The sequence below is a fragment of the Mucilaginibacter sp. FW306-07-L genome (assembly GCF_058782065.1).
On sequence record NZ_JBYSXI010000001.1, the window covers coordinates 374,031 to 392,020 of the forward strand.

The window sequence follows — 17,990 nt, forward strand, 5'->3', positions numbered from 1 at the left end:
ATTATACGAACACCCCAACCTTACACATGAAAAAGATTACGATATTATTGCTGCTGCTATGCAGTACGATATGTACAGTTGTTGCGCAGCCTGCGGGCTATTCAATGGGCAACGCAATCAACGCCGGTTTTTATAATTCAGGTGGAGCGTATTCAGACAGCCGAAACAGTGCTACAGGAGGTTATACAAATAACTATGGCAATGCCGCTAATGATGTATGGTATAAGTTTACGATCAATACTGAAGCAACGTCAGTGGTGGTATCTTTATGCGGCAGTAATTTTGATACGTGGCTGCGTGTGCTTAACAGTAGCGGAACAGAGGTGGGCAGCAATGATGATAATCAGGAGGCGTGCAGTGGTATGCAATCGCAGGTTACATTATTCAATCTGGCACCGGGAACATATTTCGTTGATGCGGAAGGTTATTCGAACTATTCCGGTATCATCAATTTTTCTCTAAGTGTCAATATCTCCGAACCGATGGTGATCACTTATCCAGGTCCTCAGACTTTTACACAGGGAACGGTCATCAATCCATTGTATCCATCTATATCAGGGAGCCAACCATCGTCTTTAGGACAAACCACGTTTACTTTGGCCGGCGACGGGTCTCTTGGCAATAATAACGGGCAAGGTAGCGCAGCGCGCTTCGATACGCCGATAGGCACCGCCGTAGATGCCGCAGGAAATGTGTATGTAGCAGATAGCGAGAACGAGATGATTCGTAAGATTGATCCCTTCGGTAATGTGACGACCTATGCAGGCCGCTTAAATGTCAAGGGCTCAGAAGATGGCCCGGCCCTATCGGCAACTTTTAACCATCCGGCCGCAGTTGCAGTAGATGCTGCCGGTAACGTTTACGTGGCAGATCAGATCAACCATAAGATCAGAAAGATTGCACCCAACGGTGGTAGCGTATCTACATTGGCGGGTACAGGTACGGCAGGTTATCAGAATAGTCCTAACGCAATGTTTAATAGCCCAACCGGGCTTTGTGTGGATGCCGGAGGCAATGTTTATGTGGCGGATTATGGTAATCACCGTATCAGAAAGATAACACCTAGCGGTACAGTGACCCTGCTTGCTGGCGATGGAACTATAGGCTCAGTGGACAACAGCATCGGTCCATTTGCTTCGTTTAAGAACCCGATGTCGGTCGCACTGGATGCCTCAAGCAACATTTGGGTAGCAGATCGTTTGAATTATAAGGTGCGAAAGGTAACGCCTGGAGGATCAGTATCTACCGTTGCGGGGATTGGATCTCCTGGTTCGGTTGATCACCCTACATCAACATTGTCGAGCTTTGACCCCCCAAACTCTGTGGCAGTAGATCCCAAAACAGGTGACGTATTTGTAGCAGATCCTAATAATCATAAGATCAGGCGCATTGCTCAATCGGGGGGAGTAACTACTTTTGCCGGTGCATTAAGTGCCGGTTTAGTCGATGGGACAGGTAATGTTGTCCGGTTCAATATGCCCTATGCTCTATCATTTGACAGTAAAGGTAATATTTACGTTGCCGATACCTACAACAACTCGATCCGAAAGGTAATCCGTCAGGCTTTTTCGATCAGCCCCCAGCTTCCGGAAGGGCTGGTTTTTAACGAGGCAACCGGGGTTATCAGCGGTACACCGACGGTGACATCTCCCGCAAAAAATTATACCATAACGGCCTACAATGAATTTGTAACTGCTTCATATACTTTAAGCATTGCTGTAACTACTCCGTCATCCAGTGACTTTTACATGAACTGGATATCTACCGTTCAATATGATGAAGATGGTAATGAGACTGGTGCTTCAAAGGAATTTTTTGACAATAATGGCAAGCCGTTGCAAACCCAGGTTTTGGATGAGAGCAGGGGGCAGGTACTGGCCAGCCAGCCTTTATACGACTTTCAGGACCGGGCGGTTGGTTCAACCTTAGTTGCACCCATGAACGCAACTGACTTTAAGTATAAGCCTGACTTTGTTAGAAACCCGTCAGGAGGAATATATAATTATACTAATTTCGACGGCAACCCAGACCCGGCCAGTGCTGCTTATTTAGGCAAGGTCAATAATCCGGATGCTGTTTCAAACACCGCGATCGGAACGCTGGGTTGGTATTATAGTAATAATAATTCCATGGAGCCCTACATCGCTGCCACGGCATACCCGTATAGCAGAACGGAGTTCTATAACGATGGTACGGGCATGGGGAAACGTGGTGCAGGGGTAGGCGAGGCGTTGAAGATGGGTGCCGGTCATGAAGTTACCCAAAATGCATTTCCGGTCATCAATGAACTGAACCAATACCTGGAATTACGTAACAAGATTAATGCGGTAACACCGCTGGGCGCGGCGCCTGCTTTAATGGCCGGAAAAGCCTTGCAAACCATCACATCCGATGCCAATGGGCAGCAAATGATCTCGGTAACCGACCTGGCAGGAAAAACCCTCATGACAGGGCGGGCCGACCCGGCTGGCTGGATGACCGTAAATAACAGCTTCACGCTAAATACACCGCCTAACACATTTAAGGGAACCATTAAAATGGGATCACTGGTAACCACAAGCAGTGATGAAAATTACAGTGGATTTACCATAATTTCGGATCAAGAGGTAAAGGTATATAAAGATGGTGGATTGATTTATACAGGTAAAGGGAATGCGTTCAATTTGGCGGATGTTTCCACAGCTAATAGTGATCGTATTTTTGAGATTGTCTCAATTTATCCTTTTTATTATTATTGCTACGAAGCGGTTTGGTACGGCTCAAGTTTTCAAGGGGAGCGTACGGTAGGACCTTTCGCGCCGGTAAAAGAAGAAACCCAAACCCCTGCATGGCAATATTTTCACCTGCCAAACGCAACGGCAGTAACAATAAGCGGTAGTTACACATTGTATAACATGCAAACAGAGCAACCGATTGTAGGTTTTACAAGTGGTAATACGTTAGCCAAAGGATATTATAAAGTGGTCGCTTTAACCGGAACCAATGTAACGGTAAGTTACAGTAATCGTTATTCCGACCTGAGCTTTAATTATTATAATTCGTTAAACCAGGTGGTTGCAACTATCGCGCCAAATGGTATAAAAGCGTATCTGACCAACCCATCAGGCTATGCAAACCTTAACTCAATACCTTTTGTGACCACCTATGAGTATGACTTGCGTGGTAACATGACAGCGACCACTTCTACTGAAGGTGGGCGGAGCGAGTTCATATATCGGGAGGATGGCAAGATACGCTTCTCTCAAAACAGACTTCAACGGAATAAAAAAATCAATGTGGTTAACGGTGCTGATACCGAAACAACTACGCCGATCGATAATACCATAAAAGAAGCATTTTCCTATACCAATTATGACCAGTTGGGGCGGGTTACCGAAGCTGGAGAATACGCGGTGCCGTTAAGCGGTACACAGACATTTGCCAGCCTTAAGGCGGATACTAACGTAATAAAATCTGTTTCATCCACAGGCGGCTTAACAGGTGGCACCAAGAGGTTTACAATTAATAATTATTATGACCAGAGTACAGCCGATTACCTGGCTGAAATGGGGCCTTTAGGCTTTGCACAGGACCCAGGCTTTCTTAAAGGAAACATCAGTTATACGCAAAACGCTAACAGTACAACCTGGTATAACTATGACGATCAGGGGCGTGTAACCTGGCTGGTTAAACAGCTAACCGGAATGACCGGCAAAAAAACGGTTAATTACACCTATGATGCCAAAGGCAATATAACGGTGGTTGACTTTCAAAAAAATACCCCGGCTGAACGCTTCAGGCACCATTACAGTTACGATGCTGACGGCCGGCTGGTAACTGTAAAGACCCAGCGTGGGGACGACGGTGCCCTGCTGCAGCATGCCAAATACTATTATTACCTGCACGGCCCATTAAAACGTGTGGAACTGGGAGATAACCTGCAGGGCCTGGATTATGTATACACCGCTGACGGGAAGTTGAAAAGCATTAACCATAGCAGCGGTGACCCGGCTAAAGATCCGGGGAAAGATGGTTATGGCAGCAGCCTGTTTCTGCCTGATGCATTTAGTATGCAGTCAGAATATTATCCGAATGATTACAGCCGCAGCGGCAGCAATATCAGCAGCATTAACACCGGGCAAACCAATTATTATAATGGTAATATAAATGGTATAAGCTGGCAAAGTAAAAAACCGGCAACCATAACCGGGCTGAACGCGCCAACTATGTATGCTTATAGCTACGATGATAAATATCAGTTAAGTGCAGCTACATGGGGAACGCCAAACTTTACAACGAATGCCTTTGCCGCTTCATCTAACAACATGTTCCAGGAGAAGGGATTGCAGTATGATGCCAATGGTAACATAAAATCATTACAGCGAACAAATGCCGGTGGTACTTTAAGCGACAACTTTCTGAATGCCTTTCAATACCAGACCAATACAAACAAATTGACATCAGTAACCGGTTATGCCACTTATACTTATGATGAATTAGGTCAATTGAAATCGGAAACCAAAGGCGGCAATACAAGATATGTGAAGTACGATGTTACCGGAAAAATTATCGGCGTATATTCCGATCAGGCGATGACGACGGCCTTGATTACTTACACTTATGATGAAAGCGGTAACCGTATAAAAACAAGCAGCGCCAACGGCACTACTTACCAGGTATATGATGGCATAGGCAATGTGCTGGCCACCTATATAGGCAGCACAGGTTCAAGCTTAAGTGATGTGCCCATTTATGGTGCGGAGCGGCTCGGGATGTATACTCTTACCGGAGCGACTACCGGTGATTACGCATACGAGATGCGCGATAATGTGGGCAGCGTACGGGTTGTGATTAACCGCGAGCGCATAGGCGGGCAACTGGATGTAAAGCGGTATAACGACTATTACCCGTTTGGTAGCGTTGCCAGGCAGGGTGGGGCGGATTACAAATATGAGTATCAGGGCCTGTATGCCGAAAAGGACCCGATCACTGGCTGGAATAACTTTGACCTGCGCATGTATGATGGAAGGATCGGCCGCTTTTTGTCAGTCGATCCTGAAGGGCAGTTTTATTCCCCTTATGTTGGTATGGGGAACAATCCAGTAAGTGGTTATGATCCTTCAGGTGGATATTGTGATGGTTGTGGTGACATTAGTATATATGCAGAAGGCGGATGGACGGTGGATAAATATGGTGCGAATTGGAGAAAAGTTGATGGCAAATGGCAGTATCAAAATGGTTTACCTAATAAAGTAGCCGAAAGTATGTATTGGGGGGTGAAGGACCATGGCTTTTCAAGTGCATATGCTCCTGCGATAAAAGAATGGTCACAGTCGTGGGTTGGATTCCAAAGCGGATATAATAAACATGATGGCTTACTACAAGCAAGTAAAACATCATTAGAATTAGTTGCAATTGGTCTGCAACCAGGTATGGCGGGTGAAATTGCCGCAGAGTACGCGTTTGAGAACGCATTGGCAAGAAGAGCTTTTAAAATGAGAACGTTGTCTTTCGCGTCTAATGACGCAGCCAAAGTTGTATCTGAATTAAGCCCATTTGAATTAGAGATAACTCATGGGTTAACAAAGTCAAAAAATGCATTTCAAAAACTAAAAGCTGATATTGCACAGAACGGCATAACGGAGACAATTAAATTTGTAATTTATAAAAATATTAGATATGTTGTTGACGGACATCACCGTTTAAGAGCTGCAAAGGAATTAGGAATGGCGGCAGTTCCCATTGAAGAAGTTTATTTGCCTTATGCTGGTTATAAAACAATCGAAGATTTAATTTATTCTACATTTTGATGGCAGTCTGGCAATACACGTTTTATTTTGTTAGTGATCGTTTAATATCTGATCGCGATCGAAAAACTATGTTGATAAATGAGGAAGATTTAACTAACAGAGATTTTTGGAAAGGTCTTTTTTTCGATAGAAGTCTGTTTTTAAATGTAAAAGAGATAATGAAAAAAAATATTTCTTGGAGTGACTACATAGATTTGTACGGCAATCAAAGCTCAAATAATATAGAAATACATTATGATGCAAAAACACAAAATATTACGGACGCTACGTTACGGATCGACTTTAGAACTGACTATGAGATAGTACTAAGAAATGTGATTGATTTCTGTATAATCAATAAACTGAAAATCCTCGATGAGGAGTGTAATTTAGTTGATTTAAATTTTATAACAATCAATGAAATCATCGACCGATCTCCTCAAAAAAAGAAATATCGTGATTTAAGTGATCCGTTTAAATAGAATCAATCAAACCGTAACAACGGCATTCTATATTATCACTGAAACCCATTACTCATCTGAAACAAAGGCAAATACATAGCAATTAAAATTACACCCACTATCAATCCCAAAAAGATGATGATAAGTGGTTCCATCATGCTGCTGAGGGTGCTGGTTTTGTATTCAACTTCGTCAATGTACTGGTCTGATATCTTGCTGAAAAAGTAGTCGAGCTGGTTAGTTTCTTCGCCCACTTTAATCAGTTGTATCATTTTACCGGGGTAAACTTTAAAGGCCTGCATACTTTCGTGCAGGCTTTTTCCATTCATTATATCCTGTTCTACTTTTAACAGGGAAACCTCCAGGGGATAATACCGTATCATTTGCCGGCAAAGTGCAATCGCTTTTAAAAGTGGTAGGCGTGCATTGATAAGCAAACGCATCGAGTTGCAAAAGCGCGCCAGGTAAATTTTTTGAATAAGGTTGCCAACCATCGGGGTTCGAAATATAATCCCGGATATAATGCGGCGATAACGTTCTGTTTTTCGCGTAACTAACAGGAAGACTATCACTGTTAAACAAACCATAAAAAACCATAAAAAATTATTCTCCATCGCTTTAGATATATCAATAATTTTTTCGGTGATCCAGGGCAAATGGCCGCCAAAGCGTTTAAAAACATCACCAAACATGGGCACAACAAATTTTAACATAAAAAATACGGCTCCAATAGAAGTTGCAAACACAATACAGGGGTAAGTTAAAGCCGATATTATTTTTCGCCGCTGCTTTATCTTATTTTGATAAAATGAAAAGAGGTCTTGCAGTACTTCAATGAGTTTTCCGGTTTCTTCACCAATTTGCAGGCTATATATCTCATACAACGAAAATTTACCTGATTGCTGCATAGCGCCTGATAATGATGCCCCATTCAACACAGCACTTTTAATAGTTATTAATAGCTTTTTGTCAGCATCCTTTTTTTGATCATCGGTAATAAGCTCTAAACTGCTCTTTAAATTGACACCGGCTTGCAAAAGGGAACTTAATTCCAGGTATAGTGCCTCCTTTTTTTTGTCAGCAAGTTCTTTACCGCCAAAACGAATATCCTTGTTTAAAAAAGCAATAATACCTTTGGGTTCGTCAGTTCTTTTTTTTATTTGAGCAATAGGTTTGCCCTGTTTCCGTTTTTCGTAACGGCTTATGTCAATTGATGGCATTGGTGAGTCTGTTGATAAGGTTTGCCGAACTATATAGTTTCCGGTAATTAAATGGCATAGCTTTACCATGAAATTGAATGATAAGCTGTAATTCATCCAATAATTGTGTTGAAGCTGATGTAGGATTATCTGCAGGAACTGCCACACCCTCAAACAGGCAAAATCTATCAATTACTTTTACATCGATTGTATCTATTATCCCCGCTTTTCTGATTACAAAGTTAGTGTCGATGTTGTAAATAACCGATTGGGTGTCAATTTCAAAAATAATGTCGTTTTTGCTGTCACAATATATTGTATCTGCATTAAGGAAGTCCTTATGCAATAATTCGTCACATCTCAATAAGGTTGACATTTCGTCATTTTTAATTTTATAGGATGCATATGAATTGCTTACAATGGTATAGGCCGTGTAAGTTATACCGATTACTATTGCGGATATTAACATCGCGACGGTAACTTCCATTAACGTATATGCAGGTAATTTACGGTTGAACATCGTTATTAATAATTACCCTTTTTATCTCAGCGATCTTTTTTTCGCTTTTATCATAAGCCGTAAGTGTAACTACCAGTAAGCTATCCTGGCCATTATAGTTTGATATCGTCTGTTGTATCACCAAATCATTTTCAATATGCGACTCGTCTAAAAGATTCTTTCCCGACTCCGCACTATTCATCTGTTTCAACAACAGGGCCTGTGCGTGAATTTTTGTTTCTGATAATGATAGTCTGGATACGTTGGCGTAAATCATCATTGCTAATCCGAAAACGGTAACAATTATCACCATGGCGACAACAACCTCTAATATAGAAGACGCTTTTACCCGTTTACATACTATAGTTATTTTAGCCATTGTAATATCTTTTTCTTACTTGAAGCGGAAGGACTAAGTGCGCTGTTTAGGTAATATGATGATAGACCTTTAAAATTGATTTTACAATTAAAAAGTACGTTTTCTTTTGCGTCAAACTCAGTAGTGTACATAAATCTTCTCGTATAAAGGCTGCCATTAACTTCAAACTTATCCTCATACCGGAGTACACCGTGAGAATAAACTTGGCCAAAAATTCTTACGTCTTTGGCCAATGTTATTACCGGAAAGCTGTTTATATCATCTTCCTGATAGCTTGCTACCAGTCCATGGATAATGCTTTTCTCACCAATATATAACTGGGCTGCCGCTTCATGATTGGAGGATTTATTCATTTTAATTACGCCCAGACACGACGGATAGGAGAATACGCAGTTTTTTCCAATTTTAATGGTGTCGGACGCAAATAGTTGACAGGTGCCTCTAAATGCATCACCAACGATAATTACGGGTGCAAACACCAGGACGTTATTTAGTGAAACTGTGCTGTCTAACGTAATCGTCGTGTCTGCGTGCAGAATAATATTGCCGCTTAAATTCAGATATTTTAATTGCTCAGCATTTTTTCTTAGGTCAAAGTTTAAGGTTTCATTTAGAAAACTGTTAGTAATAGAATCATTTAATAACTGCTTATCATTTCCATAAACAGGCTGCAGATAACTATTGAGTTTTGTAAGGCGTTTATTGTCTAATCCGGGTAGTTTCCGTTGGCTTATACTCTTATTGCCTATAATCAACCTTTCATCACCGGTATAAAACTTATTGTTGATGTAGCCCTTTTTAATGCCTGCTGAAGGTAAATAAGCATCGCCTTTAATTAATGTTTCCCCCGATACAGTCAAAGGCCGGTCTTCATTACTTAGGTATAAAGCAGCCCACATAGCCGAGTCGGGTATACTGGCGATTGAGAATACACAGGATAACGTATCTTGTTTTATAAAAGCCCTCACTACACCAATATCATAGGCTCCCCAAAAAACTCTTTTTATGGAAAGTGAATCATTATTGTCGACAAAAAGATCGGCCTTTTTCTCGTCGAAGTAGTCGTTATCATCACTTACAAGTAATAGGTTAACGCCTGAAGATACATTGTTTTGAAGTTGTTGTTTTTTAAAAGTTACGAAATACTGAATTTTATAAAAGTAGGCCGTGGCAACTAAAGCAGCACATAAAATACCTATGACAAGGGCGATGATGATAGCAATATATAGCGCTGATGCTTTTAACATTATTTAAAGGTGCTCGCTGGCGTTCTTGTCTTTTTTACGTTTTTCAAGTAAGTCAACATTCTTCGATGAGTCTTTTTTTATGAAGATTTTGTTTAATAAATTGATTCTGTGCCAGAAACTTGTAGTGTCTTTAGGCTTTGGTGGTAAGATTTTTCCCTGACGATATTTGACTGTGTGCGTGCTGTCAGGAGATATATAGGCTGTAACATTCCCTTTTAAGAGGTTGTTCTTATACTTTCCTGTTTGTGTTAAAATTCCGGCATCGTCGTATACAAAAAAATCGCCAGTTTTGATACCATCTTTCCAAGTATAAATAGACTGCAAGTGGCCATTATCATACCAGGATTTCCATGATCCGCTTTTTAGACCGTGCTCAAAATGACCTTGTTCTTTTAAATTTTTATTCAGGTAATATTCCGTATATTCTCCGTTTAAGAGTTTTCCGCTATAACCGCCCTGGGTTGTAAATATAGCATTAGCCCGATACCAAAAATAGGTCAATGTAGCCTTAGCAACAGGAAAATCACTAACAGTAGAAAGATTAGCTAATATAACCCTATCATCTAATGTTAACTTTACTCTATCAAAGGCATTTCCCGGAAATTGTTGGGCAAGGGAAATTCTTGGTAAAATAGATAAGATCAACAAAATTTTTAAAGCGAAGCGGGCTGAAGATTGATGCATTTGATTGTGCCGTTGTATTTGATTTTTAGTGAATCACGCATGTTTTTAATTAGGAGGATGCCATCCGTTAATTCTCCCTCGGACAACATTCTGTTAATCCCGTTTATTTTCAGGATGGCGATCAACCGTTTAGAATCAGGATTACGTATATAACCCGAATATTTTATGAAGCCCCAATCAATTGTAGGTTTAACTGGTGTGATGATCTTCGCGGGCTGTAACTTATGCTTTATAGAAATTTGGCTTACGGTGTCCTTTGTTATTTTTGCCATTAATCCAAATGGATCTCTATAGTTAAGTATTAGTCTAGCAGTATCTCGGTGCGTCGTAAAGTCGTCGTATTTTTCCCTAATCTGCTTTTGCAGCACTATACTGGCATCGTCACTTACGTTAATAGATAAATATAAACGAAAGATGATAATACCCCATATTAAGACGACAGCAATTACCAAAAAATAAGTAATACGCTTATTTTTCATGATATTATTGTATTCTGAAATTTCGAGGTTCACTGGGAATGCTTTCATTACCAGCTGCGTCTAAGGATGTTACACGCCAGGAAAACTGTTCGCCAATGTTTTCGGCAGTAAAATCGTAATTGGTTGAAGAAATTTCTACCGGAAAATTTTTGTAAAGCGTAGCGTTATTGTTGTTACCCTTAAACAAGTACAATTTATATTTTGTACCATCTTTAACTGACTGCCATTTAAACGAAACCGATTGTTGTAATTGTGCGTTATTTTCCGGCCACGAAAGTTTCGGGGCTTCCGGCGGAATATTGTCAAAATTGACAGCGTATATTGCAGACCAGGGGGATTCTTCAAGACTATTCATTGCTTTAACACGCCATTGATATATTTTATTTTTTGTTACAGTAAAATTCCATTGAAGTGCTGGCGTTATTCGATCAATTATAAGATCAGCCTCATTATTAAATCCGTTGGTGTCAACCTGTATTCTGTAGTTTGTAGCACCGTAAAGACTACGCCACTTAAATAACATCATTGATTCATTAGTCAATTTATCGTCTGAAGGAGACAACAACTGCATTTTTTGCAATGCCAGGGAGCTTGGCACTATTGTAATTCGACGGGCTACTGTAAAAGCTGTGTGTGTGCTACCGTTCTCTGCTCTTACACGCCACTGGTATAGACCCGGTTCCAAAGTGATTGAAAATTTGTCGCTTTTTATGATGGAATCCACAACGAGATTATCCGGCGAGTCAAAGGTTGGGTGAACGATTTGCAATCGATAATGTAATGCATCATCTAACGTTTCCCACCATAAGCTGACTGTGTACTTTTCGCTTTGAAAATTTTCTGCAGGAGCTAAAGTTCGGATAATGCTTTTTTCGATAGACGGTTCTATAAATTCCTTACAGGAGCTTACAAAAGTGAATAACAGGCTTAGGCTAAGTAAAGATTTAAATCTCATTTTGATGCACTAAATTAAATAATCTTTTTTATTTTAGTCAATCTTTTTTTATTAAATGAAACGCGTTACCAACCTTCTCACAACCAAAGTAAAAGCTTACACTCTCACCGAGATATTGGTGGTTTTAGTAATCATCGGTATATTGGTGCTTCTCTCATTACCGGTATTATTGCCGCTTATAACGAAAGCAAAAAGTACAGAAGCGAAATTGCAATTAGAACATTTGTACACATTAGAAAAGAATTATTTCTACGAACATTCAAGGTATTCTGATGATTTGACAGAGATTGGGTTCGTGCAGGATAAACTTAGCACGGAGAAAGATGGCAGGGCAAACTACAGGGTTGAGATTACATCATCTGCCACGTATGGATTTGTCGCAAAAGCAATTGCCATCGTGGATTTTAACGGAAACGGTACTTTCAATGTTTGGGAGATTGATCAAGACAAAAATCTGCGAGAGGTTACCGTCGATTAGTCGTTATGAATTTAATTCTCAATTCATTCTTGATAATATGCTTGCTATTTATGTTTTTTCAAGATATTAAATCAAGAACAGTGTACTGGGTTTTGTTTCCTTTAATTGCGGTATTGGAAGTTGTTACCAGGCTAATTGGAACAGTTGATGCTAACTTATTTTTAAGATACATCACATTCAACTTTTTATTTATAAGTTTCCAATTTTTATTCTTATGGGTTTGGTTTTCTATTAAGAAAAAAAGGACGGTCAAGATTACCTCAGAGCTATTAGGAATAGGTGATGTTCTGTTTATTTTTACTTTGGCTATTTATCTGTCCTTTGTGAATTTTATAATCTTTTATATTTCAAGCTTGTTACTGTCCCTGTTTACATGGATTGTATGGCAATATACAGATGGGGCACATAGAGACAAGACCATTCCACTTGCTGGATATCAAGCTTTCATTTTAGTCATTTGGATATTAATCGACCTGAAATCCACATGGGTTGATCTCTCATCAGATGCCTGGCTCTTCAACCTTCTCTGATGATGATAATGACCGACGACTTGAAATTATCCACTGAAGCCCTGCACCTGCTGACAACTGAACAAGCATGGCACTACCGTATTTTGCCAATTTGGAAATCCGCAGAAGTATTTAATATCTACTGTGAAGATACAGTCAACAGTGATAGCCTTTCGGCTGAACTGGAAGTATTGTTTGATATGCCTGTGTCGCTTAAAGCTTTGCCGGGTAAGCAAATTGGCAGGCTTTTGTCAACACACTATATTAAAGATCCTATTGTACAAAAAGATTTGCAATCTCCTGCTGCTGTTGATGCAGAAGATTTCCTTGAAGTGCTGATTAATGAAGCGCAAAGTTTAAAAAGCAGCGATATTCATATTGAAATTTATGAGCAAAAGTGTCGTGTGCGCATTCGCATCGATGGTATGATGGTTGAACGTCGTTTGCTTAATCGTGATGAGTATCCAGCCCTGATCAACAAAATTAAAATCATTGGTAATCTAGATATTGCCGAAAAGAGGTTGCCACAGGACGGTCGAATCCATTTTAAGTCCCGTGAACATAATTTTGATATTCGCGTATCGATTCTACCCACTTTACACGGTGAAAAAATCGTAATGAGATTACTTAATAACGATGCAACATCAATCGATTTGTACAAATTAGGTTTTTCCCAGCACGATCTCGAAAATTATTTGCACGGTATTCGCAGACCGAACGGAATCATTCTGATGAGTGGGCCTACTGGATCAGGAAAAACAACGACTTTGTATGCTACCCTGAAGTTTTTAAATAAAGAAACCAGAAATATTTTAACTATTGAAGACCCTATAGAATATACGCTGGAAGGAATTAATCAGGTGCAATTAAAGGAATCTATCGGGTTGAATTTTGCGTCTGCCCTTCGTACTTTTCTTCGACAGGATCCGGATGTTATCATGGTCGGAGAAATTCGTGATCCAGAAACGGCTAATATGGCCATTAGGGCCGCATTAACAGGTCACCTTGTTCTCTCTACCATTCATACAAATTCAGCCTGGGGTACCATTTCCAGGTTAATTGATATGGGGATACCGCCGTTTTTAGTAGCTGGTACATTGAATACCTCAGCAGCTCAACGGTTAATAAGGTTGCTATGTCCGTTTTGTAAGAAGAAAGTTAAGTTTAATAAAGAAAGTTTTCCTGCTCATTTCAAGCCATTTAGTACAATTCATAATCATTACATTGCCGAGGGTTGCGAATATTGTTTTTATACCGGTTACAAAGGGAGAAAGGCAGTTTATGAGGTTATTCCTATAGATCAGGAGCTATCAATGGAAGTTAAAAACGGGAAAATGTTTATTCACGATCACCTGAATACACGTGGCATCAAAACGCTGGCTGAAAACGCATTTAATCTTTTTGGCAACGGAGAAACCTCACTTGAAGAAATTTATCCTCTATTATTTAATTATTGATATCGTGTTGTCATTTAGAAAGCTTACCTGTTTTTTCAGTTTTTTATTGATCGGTCTTTTGCCGCTCATTTCTGCAGCCCAGCAGGTAGACAGAACGCAGCAAATACAGGAAACACTGAATTCTTTAACAACGAAGGTTCCAGGCCTAAATCAAAAAGTTCACTTGTTAGTTTCCGGTATTTCACTTCAAGAATACCTGAGTGCTATATCCCGGTCAAATAATTTGAGTATTAGCGCTGATCCTAAACTTAATTTTACCATATATGACACCTTTCATAATGTGTCGGCTTCGAATATTATTGTATTTCTGGCAAAGAAGTATAATCTTGAAGTCAATGTAGTCGGATCAATTATCTACATTACGCCCTATCAAGATCCGTTGATCTCCGCTAAACCTTTAGCGAAAGAAATTAACATACGCTACAACGCGCTTAACAATACGCTTTCGCTCGAATTGGAAAATGATAGTCTGCCAGCTGTCGCCAAGAAAATAACACAGGTGTCTGGAAAAAATGTGGTTGTGCCGATGGCTTTTCAAAAAAAACGTGTAACGGCCTTCATCAGTAATGCAGATTTTACAACAGCCCTTGAAAAATTAGCGTTTACCAATGAGCTAAAAATGATAAAGACCAGTGATAGCTTTTATTTATTGCAAGGTCTTGAAGAGAATGAAGAACTATACATTAATGGCGATAAGAACACCGCAGTTCGGAAAGCGCTTAAACCGATTACACCCGGCGGGGGCGGATATTCTGGTGGTATCTTCAGCCGAATAGTAAACGGGCATAAACTGATTTCAGCCGATGCGACTAACGCCAGTATTTTAGACCTTGTTAAGCATGTATCACAAGAGTTGGATATAAACTATTCGCTATATTCGGAAATACGTGGTTCGATATCTTTACATGTGAAAGATGTTTCCTATGAAAACTTTTTAAGTATTTTATTCAAAGGCACGGAATACACTTATCAAGTGTCAGATAATGTATATCTTATAGGTGATCGTAAAATGGAAGGGTTGAGGACCTTTAAGGTTGTGCAACTCCAACACCGTTCCATTGACACGGTTCTTACCATGATTCCTTCAGAATGGAAACGAAATATGGAAATTAAAGAATTCCGTGAACAAAATACTTTGTTATTATCAGGTTCATTGGCCCAGATAGCCGAAGTAGAGGCATTTATCAAACGACTTGATGTATTGGTTCCGGTGGTATTAATAGAAGTGACTTTATTGGATGTTCGCAAAACACGGTCTATATCAACCGGGATAAAGGCGGGGATTTCTGATAGCGTTAAAACCGGCGGTACAGTGTTGTCTGGAATTGATTATACATTTGGCGCTAAATCCATTAACGATTTTCTGAAGAATGTTGGCAAGCTAACATCAACCAACTTGGGCAGGGTGACACCGAACTTTTATCTCACAATTAGCGCGCTTGAAAAGAATGAAAACGTTGACGTTCGATCTGTTCCCAAGCTATCGGCGCTTAACGGACACACGGCATCATTAAGTATTGGTAGCACGCGGTATTACCGCAACGTAACGCAAAACTTATATCCAACAACTACCTCGACGCAGTCTGTCTTTATCAATGATTATAGGGAGACAAAGGCTGACCTTACCATTGCGATAAAACCAGTTGTTTCGGGTGACGACCAAGTCACCTTAGGTATCGACGTTAACATATCCGACTTTATATTTTTCCCGACAGATGGATCACCGCCACCGGTGTCAAGCAGTAAATTTCATACCAGCCTACGTGTAAATAATGAAGACACCATAGTTTTGGGGGGTATTGAACGTACTGAGAAATCCGAGTCAACGGATGGCGTGCCGTTGTTGTCAAGAATACCCGTTTTAAAATGGTTATTTAGTAGTCGTTCAAAAACAAATGCCAAAGTGGTAAGCGTGGTTTTTATCAAATCGAGCATCATGCGATAGTGGTATGAACAAAATTCTTAATTCGTATAATCAGTTTTCTAAAGTCGCTGGTATACATCTTATTTTCGATAGAAACGGAGAATTAATAATCAATGCTTGCCGTATAACGATTAGTAATGGTAAGCTTGATTTTGAAAAAAAGCTTGAAGGAATACGCAATATTAATGATTTAGCCAAGCATTTCGATCCAGGCACAATAGTCGCTGTAAATATATCTGGCCGCGGTGTATTACAAAAAATGATTGAAACCGTGGAGGCTGTAACCGAAAGCGGTTTTGCGGCGATTCTCCCCAACGCAAAGTTTAGCGACTTTTACCTACAGCAATTTGTGTCGGGAGAGAAATCTTTCATTTCACTTTGTAGAACCAGGGAGGCTGATAAATGGTTAACAGCAATTCGTTCGATTAAGTTGGTCCCTCTTTCTTTGAGTTTTGGCGTGTTTCCGATAGCTAACATTCTTGATCAGCTAAATCACTATGGCTTGGAAATAGTTGTTGATCAATATCGTATTACACTAAATGAGCACGGACATTGGCTTTCTTGCCAGCAGGAAAATGCCGAAATAACTGATTTTCCATTAAAAATAGAATCTGAAAAGATTAATCATAACCTTTTGGTTCCTTACGCAATAGCGTTTCAACTGGCCCTAAGGAAATCTGTTGATTCGATTATTGCACCTATCTTTAATTTAGAGATAGAATTATTAAAGACGGTTGCACGAAGAAAGCTCAAGATTTTTGGATCTATGCTTTTGGCCTTATTCTTCTTAATTCTACTTATAAACTTTTCCCTTTTTTCTTGGCTGACCTCAAAAAATGATTATTTAGCTGCGCAATTAAACCTTAGTTCGCAACAGATCGATAATATGGGTAGGCTGCAAGAAAAGATCATGAAAAGCGAGAATTTACTGAGGGATTTAGGTTGGGACAGCGGAATTGTTAAAAGTGCTTTGATAGATCAACTGGCCTCAATATTGCCAAGGAATGTGACTTGGACATCGATTGAAGTAAACCCGATAAATGCGGATCGGGGGATGGAAAAGAAAGGCCTGACATTTAGAAGCCGATCTATAAGAATACGAGGTTTTGCGGAGCGAATTATTGATCTCAACGAATGGATAGTTAAAGCTGGAAATAAACGATGGGTGAAAAAAATACAATTACTAAATTACGATTTTGATAGCGAACGCGGTGCAGGTGAATTTGTAGTACTTATTAATTTTTAATCTTGATGAATCGGTGGTACTTAAGAATTGATTTTATGCTGATAGGAGGGGCTATAGCACTATTATTAGTCGGGTATGTTTTTGCTTTTAGACAAACCCTTGGCGCTTGGAGCACTCAACGTCATTTGTTAAATACTTTAGCTCAAAATAATACTGCTTCTATCTACTTAAAAGGATACGGCGAAAGAAAACTGATAAACATGACCCATATAATAGAGGGATATGACGTTGATACCGCGAACTTTCGATCTATTTTGATTAACAAAATATCGTTAATAGTAGAAAGAGAGAGAGTTAAATTGGTGAGTATTCCGTCATCAGACACAACTTTTGCGACAAATTCAATTCTGATACAGAAACTTGTTTTAACCGGTAGCTTTTTTGATCTAACCAAGGTGCTTTATCTAATAGAAAATACAGAAGGAATTGGAAAACTTAGAACATCAAAGTGGATATTAGTAGAATCACGAAGTAAGGAAGCTAACAGTCATATAAATCTAGAGATTTGGATTTTTGGCAGACATAAATATCATAGAAAGCAATAATACCGCCTTTCTGCTAACACCTTTTCGAAAGTACATTTCAAGCATGTTCAAGTTATAGTTTGCTGATCATTCAGCCCTCTTCCATAATTTACTTAAAAAGAAGCTTTATTACATCCAATTAGTATGAGAGATCATTGTTAACGCTGTAATCAATAGGGCT

Annotated in this window: 15 protein-coding genes; 8 read left to right on the plus strand and 7 right to left on the minus strand. The window is 39.7% G+C overall.

Features of this window, described 5'->3' with window-relative positions; genetic code table 11:
• Window positions 1-26: 26 nt before the first annotated feature.
• Together AC3WJC_RS01625 and AC3WJC_RS01630 are read left to right on the plus strand one after the other, a co-directional pair.
• Window positions 27-5,789, plus strand: coding sequence for an RHS repeat-associated core domain-containing protein (locus AC3WJC_RS01625; protein WP_492397324.1), 5,763 nt, complete (start codon window positions 27-29; stop codon window positions 5,787-5,789).
• A complete protein-coding gene (locus tag AC3WJC_RS01630) occupies window positions 5,789-6,250 on the plus strand; it encodes a hypothetical protein (protein WP_492397325.1) in 462 nt (153 codons plus the stop codon). Before AC3WJC_RS01625 ends, AC3WJC_RS01630 begins: the two co-directional genes overlap by 1 nt.
• Before the next feature lie 35 nt (window positions 6,251-6,285).
• On the opposite strand, the gene AC3WJC_RS01635 is transcribed toward AC3WJC_RS01630, so the two are convergent.
• The 7 genes from AC3WJC_RS01635 to AC3WJC_RS01665 are packed head-to-tail and all read right to left on the minus strand — an operon-like array spanning window position 6,286 to window position 11,671.
• Window positions 6,286-7,449: a type II secretion system F family protein gene (locus AC3WJC_RS01635; RefSeq protein ID WP_492397326.1), complete on the minus strand. Its 1,164-nt coding sequence runs from the start codon at window positions 7,447-7,449 to the stop codon at window positions 6,286-6,288.
• A complete protein-coding gene (locus tag AC3WJC_RS01640) occupies window positions 7,436-7,915 on the minus strand; it encodes a PulJ/GspJ family protein (RefSeq protein ID WP_492397327.1) in 480 nt (159 codons plus the stop codon). Before AC3WJC_RS01640 ends, AC3WJC_RS01635 begins: the two co-directional genes overlap by 14 nt.
• 19 nt (window positions 7,916-7,934) lie before the next feature.
• Entirely contained in the window at window positions 7,935-8,306 is a 372-nt protein-coding gene (locus AC3WJC_RS01645; protein WP_492397328.1) for a hypothetical protein, read from the minus strand.
• A complete protein-coding gene (locus AC3WJC_RS01650; RefSeq protein ID WP_492397329.1) occupies window positions 8,294-9,553 on the minus strand; it encodes a hypothetical protein in 1,260 nt (419 codons plus the stop codon). The genes AC3WJC_RS01645 and AC3WJC_RS01650 overlap by 13 nt, the downstream gene beginning before the upstream one ends.
• Before the next feature lie 3 nt (window positions 9,554-9,556).
• Window positions 9,557-10,237, minus strand: coding sequence for a toxin-antitoxin system YwqK family antitoxin (locus AC3WJC_RS01655; RefSeq protein ID WP_492397330.1), 681 nt, complete (start codon window positions 10,235-10,237; stop codon window positions 9,557-9,559).
• Window positions 10,207-10,716 (minus strand): hypothetical protein, encoded by a 510-nt coding sequence (locus tag AC3WJC_RS01660; RefSeq protein ID WP_492397331.1) that lies wholly within the window; start codon window positions 10,714-10,716, stop codon window positions 10,207-10,209. Before AC3WJC_RS01660 ends, AC3WJC_RS01655 begins: the two co-directional genes overlap by 31 nt.
• A 4-nt stretch (window positions 10,717-10,720) precedes the next feature.
• Window positions 10,721-11,671 carry a fibronectin type III domain-containing protein gene (locus AC3WJC_RS01665; RefSeq protein WP_492397332.1) on the minus strand — a complete coding sequence of 317 codons (951 nt, stop codon included), beginning with the start codon at window positions 11,669-11,671 and terminating at the stop codon, window positions 10,721-10,723.
• A gap of 55 nt (window positions 11,672-11,726) precedes the next feature.
• Here AC3WJC_RS01665 and AC3WJC_RS01670 point away from each other — a divergent pair, with 55 nt between their 5' ends.
• The 6 genes from AC3WJC_RS01670 to AC3WJC_RS01695 are packed head-to-tail and all read left to right on the plus strand — an operon-like array spanning window position 11,727 to window position 17,830.
• Entirely contained in the window at window positions 11,727-12,149 is a 423-nt protein-coding gene (locus AC3WJC_RS01670; RefSeq protein WP_492397333.1) for a type IV pilin protein, read from the plus strand.
• Between the two features lie 50 nt (window positions 12,150-12,199).
• The gene (locus AC3WJC_RS01675; RefSeq protein ID WP_492397334.1) at window positions 12,200-12,679 is read left to right on the plus strand and encodes a hypothetical protein; all 480 of its coding nucleotides are present in this window, start codon (window positions 12,200-12,202) and stop codon (window positions 12,677-12,679) included.
• A gap of 8 nt (window positions 12,680-12,687) precedes the next feature.
• Window positions 12,688-14,115, plus strand: a complete 1,428-nt coding sequence (locus tag AC3WJC_RS01680; protein WP_492397335.1) for a GspE/PulE family protein — start codon at window positions 12,688-12,690, stop codon at window positions 14,113-14,115.
• Window positions 14,021-16,060, plus strand: a complete 2,040-nt coding sequence (locus AC3WJC_RS01685; protein WP_492397336.1) for a secretin GspD/PilQ domain-containing protein — start codon at window positions 14,021-14,023, stop codon at window positions 16,058-16,060. The genes AC3WJC_RS01680 and AC3WJC_RS01685 overlap by 95 nt, the downstream gene beginning before the upstream one ends.
• A 4-nt stretch (window positions 16,061-16,064) precedes the next feature.
• Window positions 16,065-17,285, plus strand: a complete 1,221-nt coding sequence (locus AC3WJC_RS01690) for a hypothetical protein (RefSeq protein ID WP_492397337.1) — start codon at window positions 16,065-16,067, stop codon at window positions 17,283-17,285.
• Between the two features lie 35 nt (window positions 17,286-17,320).
• Entirely contained in the window at window positions 17,321-17,830 is a 510-nt protein-coding gene (locus AC3WJC_RS01695) for a hypothetical protein (RefSeq protein WP_492397338.1), read from the plus strand.
• Window positions 17,831-17,990 lie beyond the last annotated feature (160 nt).